At 37.5% G+C, this 13,566-nt stretch carries 14 protein-coding genes, 2 tRNA genes and 2 pseudogenes; 16 read left to right on the forward strand and 2 right to left on the reverse strand.

Annotated features, from left to right (window positions below):
- Window positions 1-93 precede the first annotated feature (93 nt).
- From HMPREF2542_RS07970 to HMPREF2542_RS08030, 13 genes and pseudogenes are all read left to right on the forward strand, one after another.
- Window positions 94-167 (forward strand) — tRNA-Arg (locus HMPREF2542_RS07970).
- Window positions 168-206: 39 nt separating this feature from the next.
- A tRNA-Pro gene (locus HMPREF2542_RS07975) sits at window positions 207-280 on the forward strand.
- Between the two features lie 421 nt (window positions 281-701).
- A complete protein-coding gene (locus tag HMPREF2542_RS07980) occupies window positions 702-1,550 on the forward strand; it encodes an SAM hydrolase/SAM-dependent halogenase family protein (protein ID WP_006270191.1) in 849 nt (282 codons plus the stop codon).
- 14 nt (window positions 1,551-1,564) lie between these two features.
- Complete coding sequence (locus HMPREF2542_RS07985) at window positions 1,565-2,110, forward strand: ECF-type riboflavin transporter substrate-binding protein (RefSeq protein WP_003068088.1); 546 nt, start codon at window positions 1,565-1,567, stop codon at window positions 2,108-2,110.
- A gap of 145 nt (window positions 2,111-2,255) precedes the next feature.
- Window positions 2,256-2,462: a hypothetical protein gene (locus HMPREF2542_RS07990; RefSeq protein ID WP_058669798.1), complete on the forward strand. Its 207-nt coding sequence runs from the start codon at window positions 2,256-2,258 to the stop codon at window positions 2,460-2,462.
- Window positions 2,446-2,649 carry a helix-turn-helix transcriptional regulator gene (locus tag HMPREF2542_RS07995; RefSeq protein WP_058669797.1) on the forward strand — a complete coding sequence of 68 codons (204 nt, stop codon included), beginning with the start codon at window positions 2,446-2,448 and terminating at the stop codon, window positions 2,647-2,649. Before HMPREF2542_RS07990 ends, HMPREF2542_RS07995 begins: the two co-directional genes overlap by 17 nt.
- A 44-nt stretch (window positions 2,650-2,693) precedes the next feature.
- Window positions 2,694-3,125, forward strand: coding sequence for a DUF6773 family protein (locus HMPREF2542_RS08000; RefSeq protein ID WP_227743473.1), 432 nt, complete (start codon window positions 2,694-2,696; stop codon window positions 3,123-3,125).
- A 27-nt stretch (window positions 3,126-3,152) separates the two neighbouring features.
- Window positions 3,153-3,631 (forward strand): annotated as a pseudogene (locus HMPREF2542_RS10250) (DUF6773 family protein).
- Between the two features lie 525 nt (window positions 3,632-4,156).
- Window positions 4,157-4,918, forward strand: coding sequence for a nucleoside phosphorylase (locus HMPREF2542_RS08010; protein WP_058669796.1), 762 nt, complete (start codon window positions 4,157-4,159; stop codon window positions 4,916-4,918).
- 11 nt (window positions 4,919-4,929) lie between these two features.
- A complete protein-coding gene (locus HMPREF2542_RS08015) occupies window positions 4,930-6,609 on the forward strand; it encodes an ABC transporter ATP-binding protein (protein ID WP_058669795.1) in 1,680 nt (559 codons plus the stop codon).
- Window positions 6,602-7,438, forward strand: coding sequence for an energy-coupling factor transporter transmembrane component T family protein (locus HMPREF2542_RS08020; RefSeq protein WP_003071815.1), 837 nt, complete (start codon window positions 6,602-6,604; stop codon window positions 7,436-7,438). Before HMPREF2542_RS08015 ends, HMPREF2542_RS08020 begins: the two co-directional genes overlap by 8 nt.
- Before the next feature lie 32 nt (window positions 7,439-7,470).
- Window positions 7,471-8,223: pseudogene (locus tag HMPREF2542_RS08025) on the forward strand (SDR family oxidoreductase).
- 15 nt (window positions 8,224-8,238) lie between these two features.
- On the forward strand, window positions 8,239-9,063 hold the full coding sequence (locus tag HMPREF2542_RS08030) for a glycosyltransferase family 8 protein (RefSeq protein WP_058669793.1): 825 nt from the start codon (window positions 8,239-8,241) through the stop codon (window positions 9,061-9,063).
- A 51-nt stretch (window positions 9,064-9,114) separates the two neighbouring features.
- Here the strand turns inward: HMPREF2542_RS08030 and rsmG are convergent, their stop codons facing one another.
- The gene (gene rsmG / locus HMPREF2542_RS08035) at window positions 9,115-9,828 is read right to left on the reverse strand and encodes a 16S rRNA (guanine(527)-N(7))-methyltransferase RsmG (RefSeq protein WP_058669792.1); all 714 of its coding nucleotides are present in this window, start codon (window positions 9,826-9,828) and stop codon (window positions 9,115-9,117) included.
- Window positions 9,829-9,975: 147 nt separating this feature from the next.
- Between rsmG and HMPREF2542_RS08040 the strand changes: the two genes are divergently transcribed.
- Together HMPREF2542_RS08040 and htpX are read left to right on the forward strand one after the other, a co-directional pair.
- A complete protein-coding gene (locus HMPREF2542_RS08040; RefSeq protein WP_003068112.1) occupies window positions 9,976-10,536 on the forward strand; it encodes a LemA family protein in 561 nt (186 codons plus the stop codon).
- Window position 10,537: 1 nt separating this feature from the next.
- The gene (htpX, locus tag HMPREF2542_RS08045; RefSeq protein WP_058669791.1) at window positions 10,538-11,434 is read left to right on the forward strand and encodes a zinc metalloprotease HtpX; all 897 of its coding nucleotides are present in this window, start codon (window positions 10,538-10,540) and stop codon (window positions 11,432-11,434) included.
- Window positions 11,435-11,536: 102 nt separating this feature from the next.
- Here the strand turns inward: htpX and HMPREF2542_RS08050 are convergent, their stop codons facing one another.
- A complete protein-coding gene (locus tag HMPREF2542_RS08050) occupies window positions 11,537-12,763 on the reverse strand; it encodes an MFS transporter (RefSeq protein WP_058669790.1) in 1,227 nt (408 codons plus the stop codon).
- Window positions 12,764-12,950: 187 nt separating this feature from the next.
- Here HMPREF2542_RS08050 and HMPREF2542_RS08055 point away from each other — a divergent pair, with 187 nt between their 5' ends.
- Window positions 12,951-13,487, forward strand: coding sequence for a DUF177 domain-containing protein (locus HMPREF2542_RS08055; protein ID WP_070484704.1), 537 nt, complete (start codon window positions 12,951-12,953; stop codon window positions 13,485-13,487).
- Window positions 13,488-13,566 lie beyond the last annotated feature (79 nt).

Raw genomic sequence — 13,566 nt, forward strand, 5'->3', positions numbered from 1 at the left:
GGCGGTTAGAGGTTCGACTCCTCTAGGGTGCATAAAAAGGTTTGACTTTTTTAATATTTTTGGTATAATGAATATATATATTCAATAGTTAGAGCACCCTTAGCTCAACTGGATAGAGTACCTGACTACGAATCAGGCGGTTAGAGGTTCGACTCCTCTAGGGTGCATAGGGAAGAAGTCTGAGGGCTTCGGTTTTTCTACCTATACGGGAAGTAGCTCAGCTTGGTAGAGTACTTGGTTTGGGACCAAGGTGTCGCAGGTTCGAATCCTGTCTTCCCGATATTTTATTCGATATTAGCTTAAATAAATGTTAGTTTTTAACATCTGGAGAGAATAAGTTTATTCTCTCCTTTTTTCGACTTAATATAAATTGTAGTATTGAAAGCGGGAGAAGTATTTTGCTTTTCTCTTTTATATTTAAATGCTACTGGCTTATTTATTATCAACTTCTTGAATCATATGTTACATTCTGGAGAGGTGTGAAATTTTATAAATATTAGGTTAGAAATTATTATGTTTTGCTGGTAATGTTATTTTCTAATATTTGAGATTTGTATTAACTCAAAATAGTTATTTTATATTTAGTCATTTGCTAAGATGGGCGAATAATTATAGATAGTATTTATTAATGTGATAAAAAAATAGATAATGGATAAGAAATTTAATTTGTGTTATGATAGAAGTGTGATGAAGGAGAGAAGATGTATAATAATTTACTTGTACTACAATCAGATTTCGGTTTGGTAGATGGGGCTGTATCGGCGATGGTCGGTGTGGCGTTAGAAGAATCTCCAACTTTAAAAATACATCATTTGACCCATGATATTACGCCTTACAATATTTTTGAGGGAAGTTATCGTTTGTTTCAAACGGTGAATTATTGGCCGGAGGGAACAACTTTTGTATCAGTTGTGGATCCGGGTGTTGGCTCTAAGCGCAAAAGCGTGGTTGCCAAAACTGTACAAAATCAGTATATTGTCACGCCAAATAATGGGACACTTTCTTTTATCAAGAAACATGTGGGAATTGTTGCGATTCGTGAGATTTCGGAGGTGGAAAACCGACGAAAAAATACGGAGCATTCTTATACGTTTCATGGTCGGGATGTTTATGCTTATACAGGGGCAAAACTAGCTAGTGGACATATTACTTTTGAGGAGGTAGGACCTGAACTAGATACTGAGGATATCATGGAAATTCCTGTTGTGGAAACGACAATTGGGAATGATTTTGTTAGTGGGGCTATTGATATTTTAGATGTTCGTTTTGGGTCACTGTGGACTTCTATTAGGCGTGAGGAATTTTATACTCTAAGTCCTGAATTTGGTGATCGGTTTGAGGTCACGATTTACAATAATGATATGCTGGTCTATCAAAATCAGGTGACTTATGGGAAATCTTTTGCGGATGTCCGGATTGGTCAGCCAATTTTGTATATCAATTCTCTTTATCGTGTTGGTCTGGCTATCAATCAAGGTTCTTTTGCAAAGGCCTATAATGTAGGAGTCGGAGCGCAATGGAGTATTGAAATCAAACGGATTGAAAAATAATAAAGGAGGTTGTTATGAAAAATAATTCAATAAGAAGTGTTGTCGCAACGGGGATTGGAGCAGCTCTCTTTGTTGTTATTGGAATGATTAGTATTCCAACACCTGTTCCAAATACTAGTATTCAATTGCAGTATGCTTTGCAAGCCTTGTTTAGTGTAATTTTCGGACCTGTCGTTGGATTTTTGACGGGCTTTGTCGGTCATGCACTAAAGGATTCATTGCAATATGGGAATCCTTGGTGGTCATGGGTCATTGCCAGTGGTTTGTTTGGTTTGATTGTTGGGCTATTTCGAAAACGGATTCGTGCTACGCAAGGGATTTTTGAGGTAAAAGATATTATATCCTTTAATGTGATTCAAGTATTAGCTAATGCAATAGTATGGGTTGTTATTGCCCCATTAGGGGATATTTTGATTTACAATGAGCCTGTCAATAAGGTTTTGGTACAAGGTGTTGTTGCAACGATTTCTAATGGCTTAACTGTTGCTATTGCGGGAACAGTGCTGTTGCTGGCTTATGCTCGTACACAAACCAAATCGGGAAGTTTGAAAAAGGATTAGTTATATTTGAGGGCTCAGAAAGAATAATCTGAGCTTTTTTATTTTAAATTTTTTCTAAGGCCATAAAAAATGTACAAAATGTTATTTATATATTGCATTTTATAAAATATATTGTGTAATAGTAATGAGGAAGGAATTGAAATTTATGAAAAATGATAAAAAAACAGTAGGAGCAGCTTACATGATATGGCTGTTGCTAGGAGTAACTTTTTTATTAGTAGGATTGAGTCAGAAAAATTGGACGTTCATAGTTCTGGGTTTTAGTAATATAATTTTGGGTTTCACCTTGTACGCGACAAAGAAAAAAAGTGATTTTAGTCAAGAGGATAAAGAGAATGACGAAAAATCTTAAATTGAAAATGGCGCGGGTAGAGCATGACATGACACAGGGAGATTTGGCCGATGCGATTGGTGTGACACGGCAAACGATTGGTTTGATCGAAGCGGGTAAGTATAATCCTAGTCTCAGTTTGTGCATTGCAATTTGCAAACGATTGGACAAAACATTAGATCAATTATTTTGGGAGGAGGAATCATGAAATTCATTAAACGTCAGATTTTGGATGAGCGAGAAGAGTAATTAATCAATAAGGCTGGGACGGAAGCATTTAGTTTGCTGATGATTAGTAATTTTATCTTTTATATTGGAAGTGTCTTTGTCCATTCAGGGGAAATCTATGCGCAGTTATTCTTATTTTCGAGTATGATTGCATTTCTTTACTTTTTGGAGTGTTGTCGATGGCTAGGTGCTAATTATTTTAATAGTTTTACCTTTACTATTTGGGGTGTGATTGCCATGACAGCTTTTGTGACTGTCATGATCCTAGTTCAAAATTTTCAAATCAATCAGGCTATTTATCAGAACAATCCGTTGCATGCCAAGTTTTTATTGGCTATCCCAATTACATTTTTGCTGTATCTCCCTATCATGTTGGTGATTAATCTGCTACTAGAGATTATCGGTAAATGGCAGAAGGCGCGATTTGAGAAATATTTATCAGAGCTAGAAGATTAGAAGATGAAGCCTGAGAGGAGGTTTGTCATGAACAAAATAAAGGATTATTTTAGTGGCGAAAAAGACGAGCGTATTCGGCAAGGGACATACAAGGCTGAAGCCTATGCGTTTTGAGTTTTACTTGTCATTTTAGGCATTGGAATTGCTATCAAGTTTTTCTGTTTCACTTTTCAATAAAATCTTATGTGGATGAATTGCTAGCTATTCTGATTAGCGGCGGAATTTACTTCTTTGTGATGAGGAAAGAAAAAATTGTTGAAAAGAAGAAGCTAGGAATACTCATGACTTTATTCCAAGCATTCTGTTTGACAGTTTTGAGTGGTTATTATCACTATCATTTTGGTGTATTGCATGATAAAACTCGTCCGACAAATGATTTCATTCTGTTTCTATTTGGCAGTTTTATCACATATTTGGTTGCGCCAGGAATATTTAATTGGTTTGTAAATACATACAATCAATCTCGTCAACACAAGATTGATAAGGAAATGGACGATTCTGAATGAGAGAAGATCAGGCTGTCTTTATATGTTAAGGAGGTTGGGCTACCTAGCCTTTTTTTGACAAAAGTGAACTACTTTTTGGGTAATCCGTCCGCCCCTCGGCCAGAGCAAACTAGTTTCGGTTCATGTTGTCCTAGGCTCGGATGGAGAAAACTGCTTTTGGTTCATATCATCCGAGGCTCGGCCAGAAGAAAGAAGTTCTTGTTCGTCCTGTCGCTCTAGTCGGCAGTCTTAACGAGTTTTGATTTGCTTTGTCGACTAGGTCGCTAATCTTAACAAGTTTTGGTTTGTTTTGTCGACTGAGACGCCAATCTCAACGAGTTTCAGTTTACTTCGTCGACAAGGTCGACCATTTTAATCATTGTCACATTTTCTCATTAACCAAGTAGGGTCGGCAAGAAGCTGAACTCTTTTTGTTTGGTTAGATTCTTTTACACTTAGGGAGAGTTTTAAGGAACTTCAAAATTGATTTTCATCTTATTTTCTTTTGTGCTACAATAGAATGAGTATATATGGGAGGAGCAGTGGATGATTTTAGAGGAATTTGATAATAATCGCAGAGCGATTATCAATCCAGAAGATTTGATTGAGACACTGCCCGATTTCCCAGAGTTGGTGGTATCTTGTTTTGCTCGTGCTACTTTTGAGCGGATGCTAATGAGTTTCCGACATGAACAGGTGGCCACCACTTCCATGGCAAATATTGAGATTCCAATTTACAGGATTATTGTAAAAGGTACACCGATTGCTCTATTTAATGCACCGGTTGGTGCATCAGCTTGTGTCGCTATTCTGGAAGATTTGATTGCCTTCGGGATGAAAAAATTGGTCTTATTTGGAACATGTGGTGTTTTAGATGAAACTATTAAGGAAACGTCCATCATTGTACCTCAGATGGCTATTCGTGATGAAGGAACCAGCTATCATTATCTGCCAGCTTCTGATGAGATAGAGGTGAATGTGGGCTTGCAAGATTTTCTGATTTCCTTTTTAGATGAGAATGGGATTTCTCACTCCGTTGGTAAAGTTTGGACAACGGATGGCATTTATCGAGAGACCGCAGAAAAATTGTATAAGCGTAAAGAAGCAGGAGCCATTTGTGTAGATATGGAATGTTCAGCAGTTGCAGCCTTAGCCGCTTTTCGTAATATTCCCATCTGCCACTTCTTTTATGCGGCGGATCATTTGTCCGAGGAAAATTGGGATATGCGTAATCTGTCGAATCATGCAGATTTAGATGAAAAAGACAAAGTAGCTAACTTGGCAATACAAATTGCTCTTGCTTTATAAAGAAGAATGTGATGGAAAAACCAATTATTCAATTTGAAAATTTTAGTTTTCAGTATCAAGTACAGACAGAACCAACATTAAAAAATGTTGATTTGACAATTTATGAGGGAGAAAAAGTCCTGATTGTGGGGCCTTCTGGTTGTGGTAAATCGACGCTTGGCCAGTGCTTGAATGGAATTATCCCCAATATTTATCATGGAGAAATGACAGGAAGTTTATTGATTCAAGGAAAGTCTGTCTTTGATAGGAGCGTCTATGAACTGTCAAATCTCGTGAGTACAGTTTTGCAGGATACAGACGGTCAGTTTATCGGGTTGAGCGTTGCAGAAGATTTAGCATTTGCTTTGGAAAACGACATGGTGGATTTGCCAACGATGAGAGATAGGGTACATTTATGGGCTGAGAAATTGGAGCTACTGTCGCTCTTACATCAGCGTCCTCAAGATTTGTCTGGTGGGCAGAAACAGCGGGTCAGTTTAGCCGGGGTGTTGATTGATGAAAGTCCGATTTTATTGTTCGATGAGCCTTTGGCAAACCTAGATCCTAAATCAGGGCAGGATACAATTGAGCTGATTGACCAAATTCATGCGGAAGCAAGAACGACGACGATCATCATTGAACATCGTTTGGAAGATGTGCTTTATCGAGCGATTGATCGAATTGTGCTCATCAATGATGGCCGAATTTTGTTTAATGGTAGTCCAGATGATTTGTTGCATACGGATTTACTAGCTGCCAATGGTATTCGTGAACCTCTTTATCTTACAACGCTGCGCCAGCTTGGCTTTCATGTGAAAGATGCTACACAGTTGGCAACTTTAGATCAGATAGACGTATCTTCTATTCAATTTTTGGGAGAGTTGGTTCCTATTCAAAAACCACAGGTGCAAGATTACTTGCTAGAATTGAAAAACGTTCAATTTGCTTATGGGGAGAAAAAAGTTTTAAAAGATATTCATCTAGCAATCTCTAGAGGGGAAAAGATTGCGATCGTTGGAAAAAATGGTGCAGGCAAATCCACGTTAGCAAAAGCGCTTTGTCAATTCATTGAAACGGAAGGAAGCTATACTTGGCAAGGAAAAGACATCAAAGGAGATTCAATTAAGGAGCGAGCAGAGCGGATTGGTTATGTGTTACAAAATCCAAATCAGATGATTTCAACAACCATGATTTTTGATGAAGTTGCCTTGGGATTGAAGCTGCGTGGCGTTGCAGAAGAAGAAATAAAAAAGCGAGTCTTAACTGTACTAAAAACTTGTGGTCTATATGAATTTCGACATTGGCCTATTTCTGCTTTGTCCTTTGGCCAAAAAAAGCGTGTGACCATTGCTTCCATTTTAGTGTTAAATCCAGAGATTATTCTTTTAGATGAGCCAACAGCTGGGCAAGACCAACATAATTATACAGAAATTATGAATTTTTTGGACGAGTTGAATCAAAAAGGCCACACTATTGTGATGATTACACACGATATGCAATTAATGCTGGATTATTCTGAACGTGCGATTGTCATGCTGGATGGACATATCTTAGCAGATAAAGCCCCTGCAGAAGTTCTGACAGATAAGAAGTTGATTCAGGCGGCAAATCTGAAAGAAACATCAATTTTTTCTTTGGCTGAAAAACTAGAAGTAGATCCGCTAGCTTTGACTGAATTTTACATGCGAGAAAGGGAAAAAAGTCATGCTTAATCAACAAAAACTAATCGGTTACCATGCGGGTACGACCTTTCTTCATCGCTTATCGGGTGCTAGTAAATTGTTGTTTTTCATTTTAGTATCAACTGCAGCAATGATTAGCTATGATACACGTTTATTATTGGTCATTGCAGTTGGATCGCTCTTTTTATTCAAAGTGTCTCATATTCATTTTAAGGATGTATCATTTATTTTGATCTTTGCTGGTCTTTTTGCTGCTTTGAATCTCATCATGGTCTACCTGTTTGCACCTCAGTATGGAGTAGAGATTTATGGAGAACAGACAGTTTGGCTAAGTGGACTAGGTAGTTACACTGTAACTGCTCAGGAGATATTTTATCTATTTAATTTATTTTTGAAATATCTCTGCACTATTCCTTTGGCGGTTATTTTTCTGATGACAACTCACCCAAGTCAGTTTGCCTCTAGCATGAATCAAATCGGAATACCCTATAAAATAGCTTATTCTGTCAGCTTAACGCTGCGATATATTCCGGATTTGCAAGAGGAGTTTTACTTGATTAGAATGTCCCAAGAAGCACGTGGATTAGAATTGTCAAAAAAAGCAAAGTTCAGTCAGCGAATCAAAGGCAATTTGCAAATTATTGTTCCCTTGATTTTTAGTTCGCTGGAACGGATTGATACGATTGCGACAGCTATGGAATTGCGGCGTTTTGGCAAAAATAAGAAGCGGACATGGTACACTTATCAGGCTTTTCAGAGGTTGGATATTGAAGTAATTGTACTGGCTGGTTTATTTTTATTATTCAGTCTATTACTCTTTGTCGTGAATCACGGTCGATTTTACAATCCTTGGCTATAAATGAGAATTGAAATGTACATAGGAGGAAGAAAATGATTGCATTGGTAACAGGAGCTTCGGCTGGTTTTGGACAAGCTATTTGTCGCCGTTTGGTGGCAGAAGGCCATCAAGTGATTGGTGCAGCAAGAAGATCAGAAAAATTAGCGCAACTTCAGCAGGAATTGGGCTTTGCAAACTTTTATCCACTTCAAATGGATGTATCGGATGTGAAAAGTGTGGATGAGGCTTTAGAAAATTTGCCAGAGGCTTGGCAAAAGATTGATATTTTGGTCAACAATGCAGGTTTAGCGTTAGGTTTAGATAAGGCTTATGAAGCAGATATGCAAGATTGGCTGACAATGATTCAGACTAATGTTGTTGGTTTGGTTTATCTAACACGCCAGATTATACCACAAATGGTAGAGCGGGATAGTGGGCTTATTATCAACCTTGGTTCAACTGCTGGGACAGTCCCTTATCCAGGAGCTAATGTGTAAGGAGCTAGTAAAGCATTCGTAAAGCAGTTTTCTCTGAATTTACGTGCTGATTTGGCTGGACATCATATTCGTGTGACCAATATTGAACCCGGTCTTTGTGAAGGCACAGAATTTTCAACTGTTCGGTTTAAGGGAGATAAGCAACGATCTGAAAAATTGTATGAAGGAGCTCATGCTATTCAGCCAGTAGATATTGCCAATACTGTTGCTTGGATTATTGGGCAGCCTCCTCATGTCAATATTAACCGAATTGAGCTCATGCCTGTTTCACAAACATTTGGTCCACAACCCGTTTTTCGAGAAGAATAGATAGATGGGGAATAAATGATGGAAATAAATCTTTTATTCTCAATTGATGATCACTATATAGAGCCGTTTAAAACGACCTTATATTCAGTGTATCAGAATACACCGTCAGCTTTGCTGCATGTGTTTGTCTTGCAGAAACAATTGTTAAAAAAGCATGCAGAGATTGAGAGCTTTTGTGAGGCATTAGGAATCGTTTATGATCCAGTTGTGATTGGTGAAAGAGCTTTTGAAGATGCTCCAATCGCTGATCGGTATCCAGAGACAATTTACTATCGTTTATTGGCTCATGAATATCTCCCTAAGGATTTAGACAAAATTCTATATTTGGACGCCGATATTTTATGTTTGAATGATATTTGTCCACTTTATGAAATGGAGTTAGGCGCTTCTTTATATGCTGCAGCTAGTCATGGTTCAGATACTAACATGACAGATTTAGTCAATAAGCTACGCTTACAAAATTTTGAGGCAGAAAGTTACTATAATTCAGGAGTTTTACTCATGAATTTGATAGCAATTCGACAAAAAGTGAAGCGTGACGCTATTTTAGATGATATTGCTCAAAATCGTTTTAAACTTTTTTTACCAGACCAAGATGTACTAAATGCTTTGTACGGGCATTTGACACTCCAGATTCCAGATGAATTATATAATTACGATGTACGCTATAATGTTCTTTATTACGCTAGAAGTAAGGGAGAGTGGGATTTAGACTGGGTCATAAAACATACTGTCTTTCTTCACTTTTGTGGCCGAGATAAGCCTTGGCGGAAAGACTACCACGGCCGCTATGCTGCCCTTTATAAGCATGTCCAGCATTGCTGTAGAAAAGTGGGCTAAATTGGAGATAATAAAGAAACCAAGCAGTTTTAAAGTGCTTGGTGTTTCGTTTTATAAGGGGCGTTTATTAGGAATTCCTGCTTTGCGAGGGTATTTATTGGGAGTTTCTTTTTTCTTATCAACAATAGTGATATAGCGTGGGTCGCCATTTGGAAGTTGATAGCTACTATTTTCTTTGACTTTGCTGAATAGAAGAGAAAGAGCGTTATTAGCCTCCGTTAATTCCTCAGGGGCATTAGTAGCTTTGAGTGCTAAAAGATGTCCACCAACTTTAAGAAAAGGAATGGTTAGTTCGGCTAAGATTTGCATACGGGCAACGGCGCGCGCAGTTACAATATCAAATTGGGCGCGGAAGTCTTTATCTTGAGCAAAATCTTCTGCCCGACCATGATAGAAATGAACTTTTTCCAAATCTAATTCGTCAGCCAGATGATTTAAAAATAGAATGCGCTTGTTTAGAGAATCAATAACCGTCACATCTAACGCTGGATAGAGGATTTTCATAGGGAGGCTAGGAAAACCTGCCCCGGCTCCAATATCCAATAGTTTGATATTTTGGTTTTTAATCCGTCCCTGCAAAATTGGTGCAATGGAATCATAGAAATGCTTGAGATACACTTCTTTTTTTTCAGTGATAGCTGTCAGATTGATTTTTTTATTCCATTCAACGAGCAGTTCAAAATAGCGTTCAAACTGCATCTGTTGTCGGTCCGTGAGTTCAATCTGTTGCTGTTTTAAAAGTTGATAAAATTCTTCGGGTGTCATCATTTATCCTTACTTGTATCTTCTTGCCTCTATTATACCAAATAATCAGAAGAGAATCTTTAAAATTTCTTTTTTGAAGAAGTTAAAATGTTTATTATTTTCATTTTTCTGGTATAATATCTATAATAAATTAAAAGGAGAATGACTATGTGGATAATTATTTTAGCTATTGTAGTGGTACTAGTGCTGTTTGTAATTGCTAGTTACAATGGTCTTGTCAAAAGCCGCATGCAAACCAAAGAAGCATGGAGTCAGATTGATGTTCAATTGAAACGTCGAAATGACTTGTTGCCAAATTTGATTGAAACGGTCAAAGGGTATGCCAAATATGAAGCATCAACGTTTGAAAAAGTAACAGAACTGCGTCGGCAGGTGGCTGCTGCAACAACTCCAGCAGAAGCTATGAAAGCAAGTGATGCCTTGACGCGTCAGATCTCAGGAATTTTTGCTGTTGCAGAAAATTACCCAGAATTGCAAGCAAGTACAAATTTTGTAAAATTGCAAGAAGAATTAACTAATACTGAAAATAAAATCTCGTATTCTCGTCAGCTTTATAATAGTGTAACAAGCAATTATAATGTGAAACTAGAAACATTTCCAAGTAATATTGTCGCTGGAATGTTCAGCTTTAAGCCGGCAGATTTCTTGGCTGTTCCAGAGGAAGAAAAATCCGTACCAAAAGTTGATTTTAGCGGTTTAGGAGACTAATATGCTCTTTGATCAAATTGCTAGTAATAAAAGACGAACGTGGGTTCTCTTGATTGCATTTTTTGCTCTCTTAGCGATTATTGGTGCTGCAGTTGGCTATTTGTGGTTCGATTCGATTCTTGGCGGAGTGCTGATTGCCTTTATCATTGGAGGGATTTATGCTTTTAGCATGATTTTTCAGTCTACTGAGGTTGTCATGTCCATGAATGGTGCTCGACAAGTCACGGAAGCTGAGGCTCCTGATTTTTATCATGTGGTAGAAGATATGGCGATGGTAGCCCAAGTTCCTATGCCACGAGTGTATATTGTTGAAGACTCATCACCCAATGCTTTTGCAACAGGCTCAAAACCTGAAAATGCGGCAGTAGCAGCGACAACAGGTCTGTTGAATATGATGAATCGTGAAGAATTGGAAGCTGTTATTGGACACGAAGTGAGTCACATTCGTAATTATGATATTCGAATTTCAACGATTGCAGTAGCGCTTGCTAGTGCGGTAACGATGTTATCGAGCTTGGCAGGGCGTATGATGTGGTTTGGTGGAAGTGGTCGCAGACGTGATAGCCGAGATAATGATAATGGTTTGGGCGTTCTAATGTTGATTTTGTCGCTCATTGCGATTATATTAGCTCCTTTAGCAGCAACGTTGGTTCAATTAGCCATTTCTCGTCAGCGTGAATTTTTAGCAGATGCTTCAAGTGTAGAATTAACTCGCAATCCACAAGGGATGATTAATGCTCTCTTGAAATTAGAAAATAGCGATCCTATGCACCATAAAGTTGATGATGCTAGTGCAGCTCTCTATATTAACGATCCGCAAAAAGAAGGTGGCTTGCAAAAATTATTTTACACCCACCCACCGATTTCTGAACGGGTTGATCGTTTAAGAAAAATGTAAAAAGATTGAGATAGATTCCTATGATTGTATTGCAATCATGACTGTCTATCCCGATCTTTTTTGCTGTTTTACAATATAAGTGAAAGCAATCTAGCTTTATTCCTATCTCTTTTTTAATGAGAGTAGGAGAGATATGATACCACATCCTGTAAACACCATCCAAGTGATTTTCATATTCCAAATAGCTAGACTGGTAAAAATCATCGTTCCTAGTGGAATAGAGAACGAAAAGAGCAAACTAAGAAAACTAGAAGTTTGAGCTAAAACATCTGAAGGCAGTTTGCTGAGAAGCAGGCTGTTAATTTTAGGATTGACCTTCCCAGCAATATACATCATAAAGAAAATAACAAGTAATCCTAGAAAAACAGGTAAATGATAGAAATTGATAATCCCTAAAATAGGAATTGTTAGAGAAGCCCAAAGAGCTAATTTATTGATCGATAATTTGCTAAAATAATCATTGGGGGTAAGACTAGCAGAAATAACTCCTAAAATAAACGTCGTTTCAAAGATTAGTAAAGATTGACTGAAAGAGAGACCAAATAAAGGATGATCCAATAAATACAAATTATAAAGAGCCATAATAGAGCCACCTAGCGCATTAAGGATGAGCACCTGTAATAGTAATTTGAAAAAATTAGTAGAACTATCTTGCTCAAAAATTAATTTAGAACTTTGATACATCTGTTTGAATTGCTGCTTTAGCGGAGTCGTCTTTATTTGTTCACGTTGAACGATTTCATGGGTCAAACGGTGACGGACAAAATAGAGTGTTGTAGAAGATAGTAGGAAAGACAAGGCATTGATAAGAGCGACTAGAGTGAAGTTTTGATTGCTAACAGTTAATAGCCAAACACCAAGAGCTTGTCCAGCAAGATTGCATAGATAGGTGAGGAGTTGTGTGAAAGAAAAAGCTTCCATCATATCTACATCAGCAATATTCTTTTTCAAAATAGGCATTTGTAGTCCACTGCGATAGTCGCTGATAGTATCTGAAAGGATATTGATGAGACAAACGGTTGAAAAGGCAATATAGGTACTAGACTTTGTCAAAATAGCTACCGCAGTAAAGACGAAAGCTTGTACATACCCCATATGAATGAGCCAGCGAGCTTTCTGAATCGTTTTATCCGCTTGCATACCGATAAATATCGTAAAAAATGTTGGAACAAGAACGATAAAATTTGCAATTCCTACAGCAAACTTTGGATGTGGCAGACTAGAAGCAAAAACAACAAAAACAATATTATAAATGGAAGAACCTAGAATATTGAACATGCGTGACAAGCTGATAAAAGCGAATACTTTATTTTTGAAGATGAGTTTCATCCTAATCTCCTTTTTATTTGTTGCAATGATTATAGCAGGAACGAGCCTGATTTCAAGGCATTTTCTGTAAGTGGTAATAAAGTATAAGTAAGTGAATGGTATAGTAAAGTAACTTGCAAGTGAACTTTATGTCTTTTTTCAAAAATGGTATAATAAAACTAGAAATCTAAATACAAACGAGGAAATCATGTTACATATTCAAGAAATTCGTAAAAATCCAGATGGTCTTACTTTTGAGCAAGGTTTTGATTTGACACAAGAATTACAAATGCGCAATCCAGAAATTTTGAATGTCGCAGATATTGTTGCAAGTGGAAAGGTGCAGTATGAAGATGGCCTTTACTTTTTAGATTATGATTTGTCTTATACCATTACACTAGCGTCCAGTCGTAGCATGGAACCGGTAGATCAAAAAGAAAACTACTTGGTGAATGAGGTTTTCTCTGATGCACATAGTGGGAAAATGGACCAAGATTTGATAGCTGATGATTTGGTGTTGCCGATTGAAAATGAAGTAATCAATCTAGCCGAAAGTGTGGCAGATAATATTTTATTGCATATTCCACTTAAAGTGTTGACGTCCGAGGAGAAAGCGAGTGACTGCATGCCTTCAGGAAATGATTGGCAGGTCATAACTGAAGAAGAGTATCAAAAAAGTAAACAAGCGCAAAAAGAGAAGAATAGTCCGTTCGCCAGTTTGCAAGGCTTATTTGATGAAGAGTGAACCCCTCTTTAACATTGGTTTTTAGCAACAAATCCTTTCTTTTCCTGCTTAAAAATGATAAAATAAAACAAACAAAAAA

Origin of the sequence: Streptococcus sp. HMSC034B05 (genome assembly GCF_001809055.1) — a bacterium.
Taxonomy (GTDB): domain Bacteria; phylum Bacillota; class Bacilli; order Lactobacillales; family Streptococcaceae; genus Streptococcus; species Streptococcus constellatus.

Coding starts and splice junctions, on each gene's coding strand:
- HMPREF2542_RS07980 (WP_006270191.1), top strand. CDS start 702: ATGTATAATAATTTACTTGTACTACAATCAGATTTCGGTTTGGTAGAT.
- HMPREF2542_RS07985 (WP_003068088.1), top strand. CDS start 1,565: ATGAAAAATAATTCAATAAGAAGTGTTGTCGCAACGGGGATTGGAGCA.
- HMPREF2542_RS07990 (WP_058669798.1), top strand. CDS start 2,256: ATGAAAAATGATAAAAAAACAGTAGGAGCAGCTTACATGATATGGCTG.
- HMPREF2542_RS07995 (WP_058669797.1), top strand. CDS start 2,446: ATGACGAAAAATCTTAAATTGAAAATGGCGCGGGTAGAGCATGACATG.
- HMPREF2542_RS08010 (WP_058669796.1), top strand. CDS start 4,157: ATGATTTTAGAGGAATTTGATAATAATCGCAGAGCGATTATCAATCCA.
- HMPREF2542_RS08015 (WP_058669795.1), top strand. CDS start 4,930: ATGGAAAAACCAATTATTCAATTTGAAAATTTTAGTTTTCAGTATCAA.
- HMPREF2542_RS08020 (WP_003071815.1), top strand. CDS start 6,602: ATGCTTAATCAACAAAAACTAATCGGTTACCATGCGGGTACGACCTTT.
- HMPREF2542_RS08030 (WP_058669793.1), top strand. CDS start 8,239: ATGATGGAAATAAATCTTTTATTCTCAATTGATGATCACTATATAGAG.
- rsmG (WP_058669792.1), bottom strand. CDS start 9,828: ATGACACCCGAAGAATTTTATCAACTTTTAAAACAGCAACAGATTGAA.
- HMPREF2542_RS08040 (WP_003068112.1), top strand. CDS start 9,976: ATGTGGATAATTATTTTAGCTATTGTAGTGGTACTAGTGCTGTTTGTA.
- htpX (WP_058669791.1), top strand. CDS start 10,538: ATGCTCTTTGATCAAATTGCTAGTAATAAAAGACGAACGTGGGTTCTC.
- HMPREF2542_RS08050 (WP_058669790.1), bottom strand. CDS start 12,763: ATGAAACTCATCTTCAAAAATAAAGTATTCGCTTTTATCAGCTTGTCA.
- HMPREF2542_RS08055 (WP_070484704.1), top strand. CDS start 12,951: ATGTTACATATTCAAGAAATTCGTAAAAATCCAGATGGTCTTACTTTT.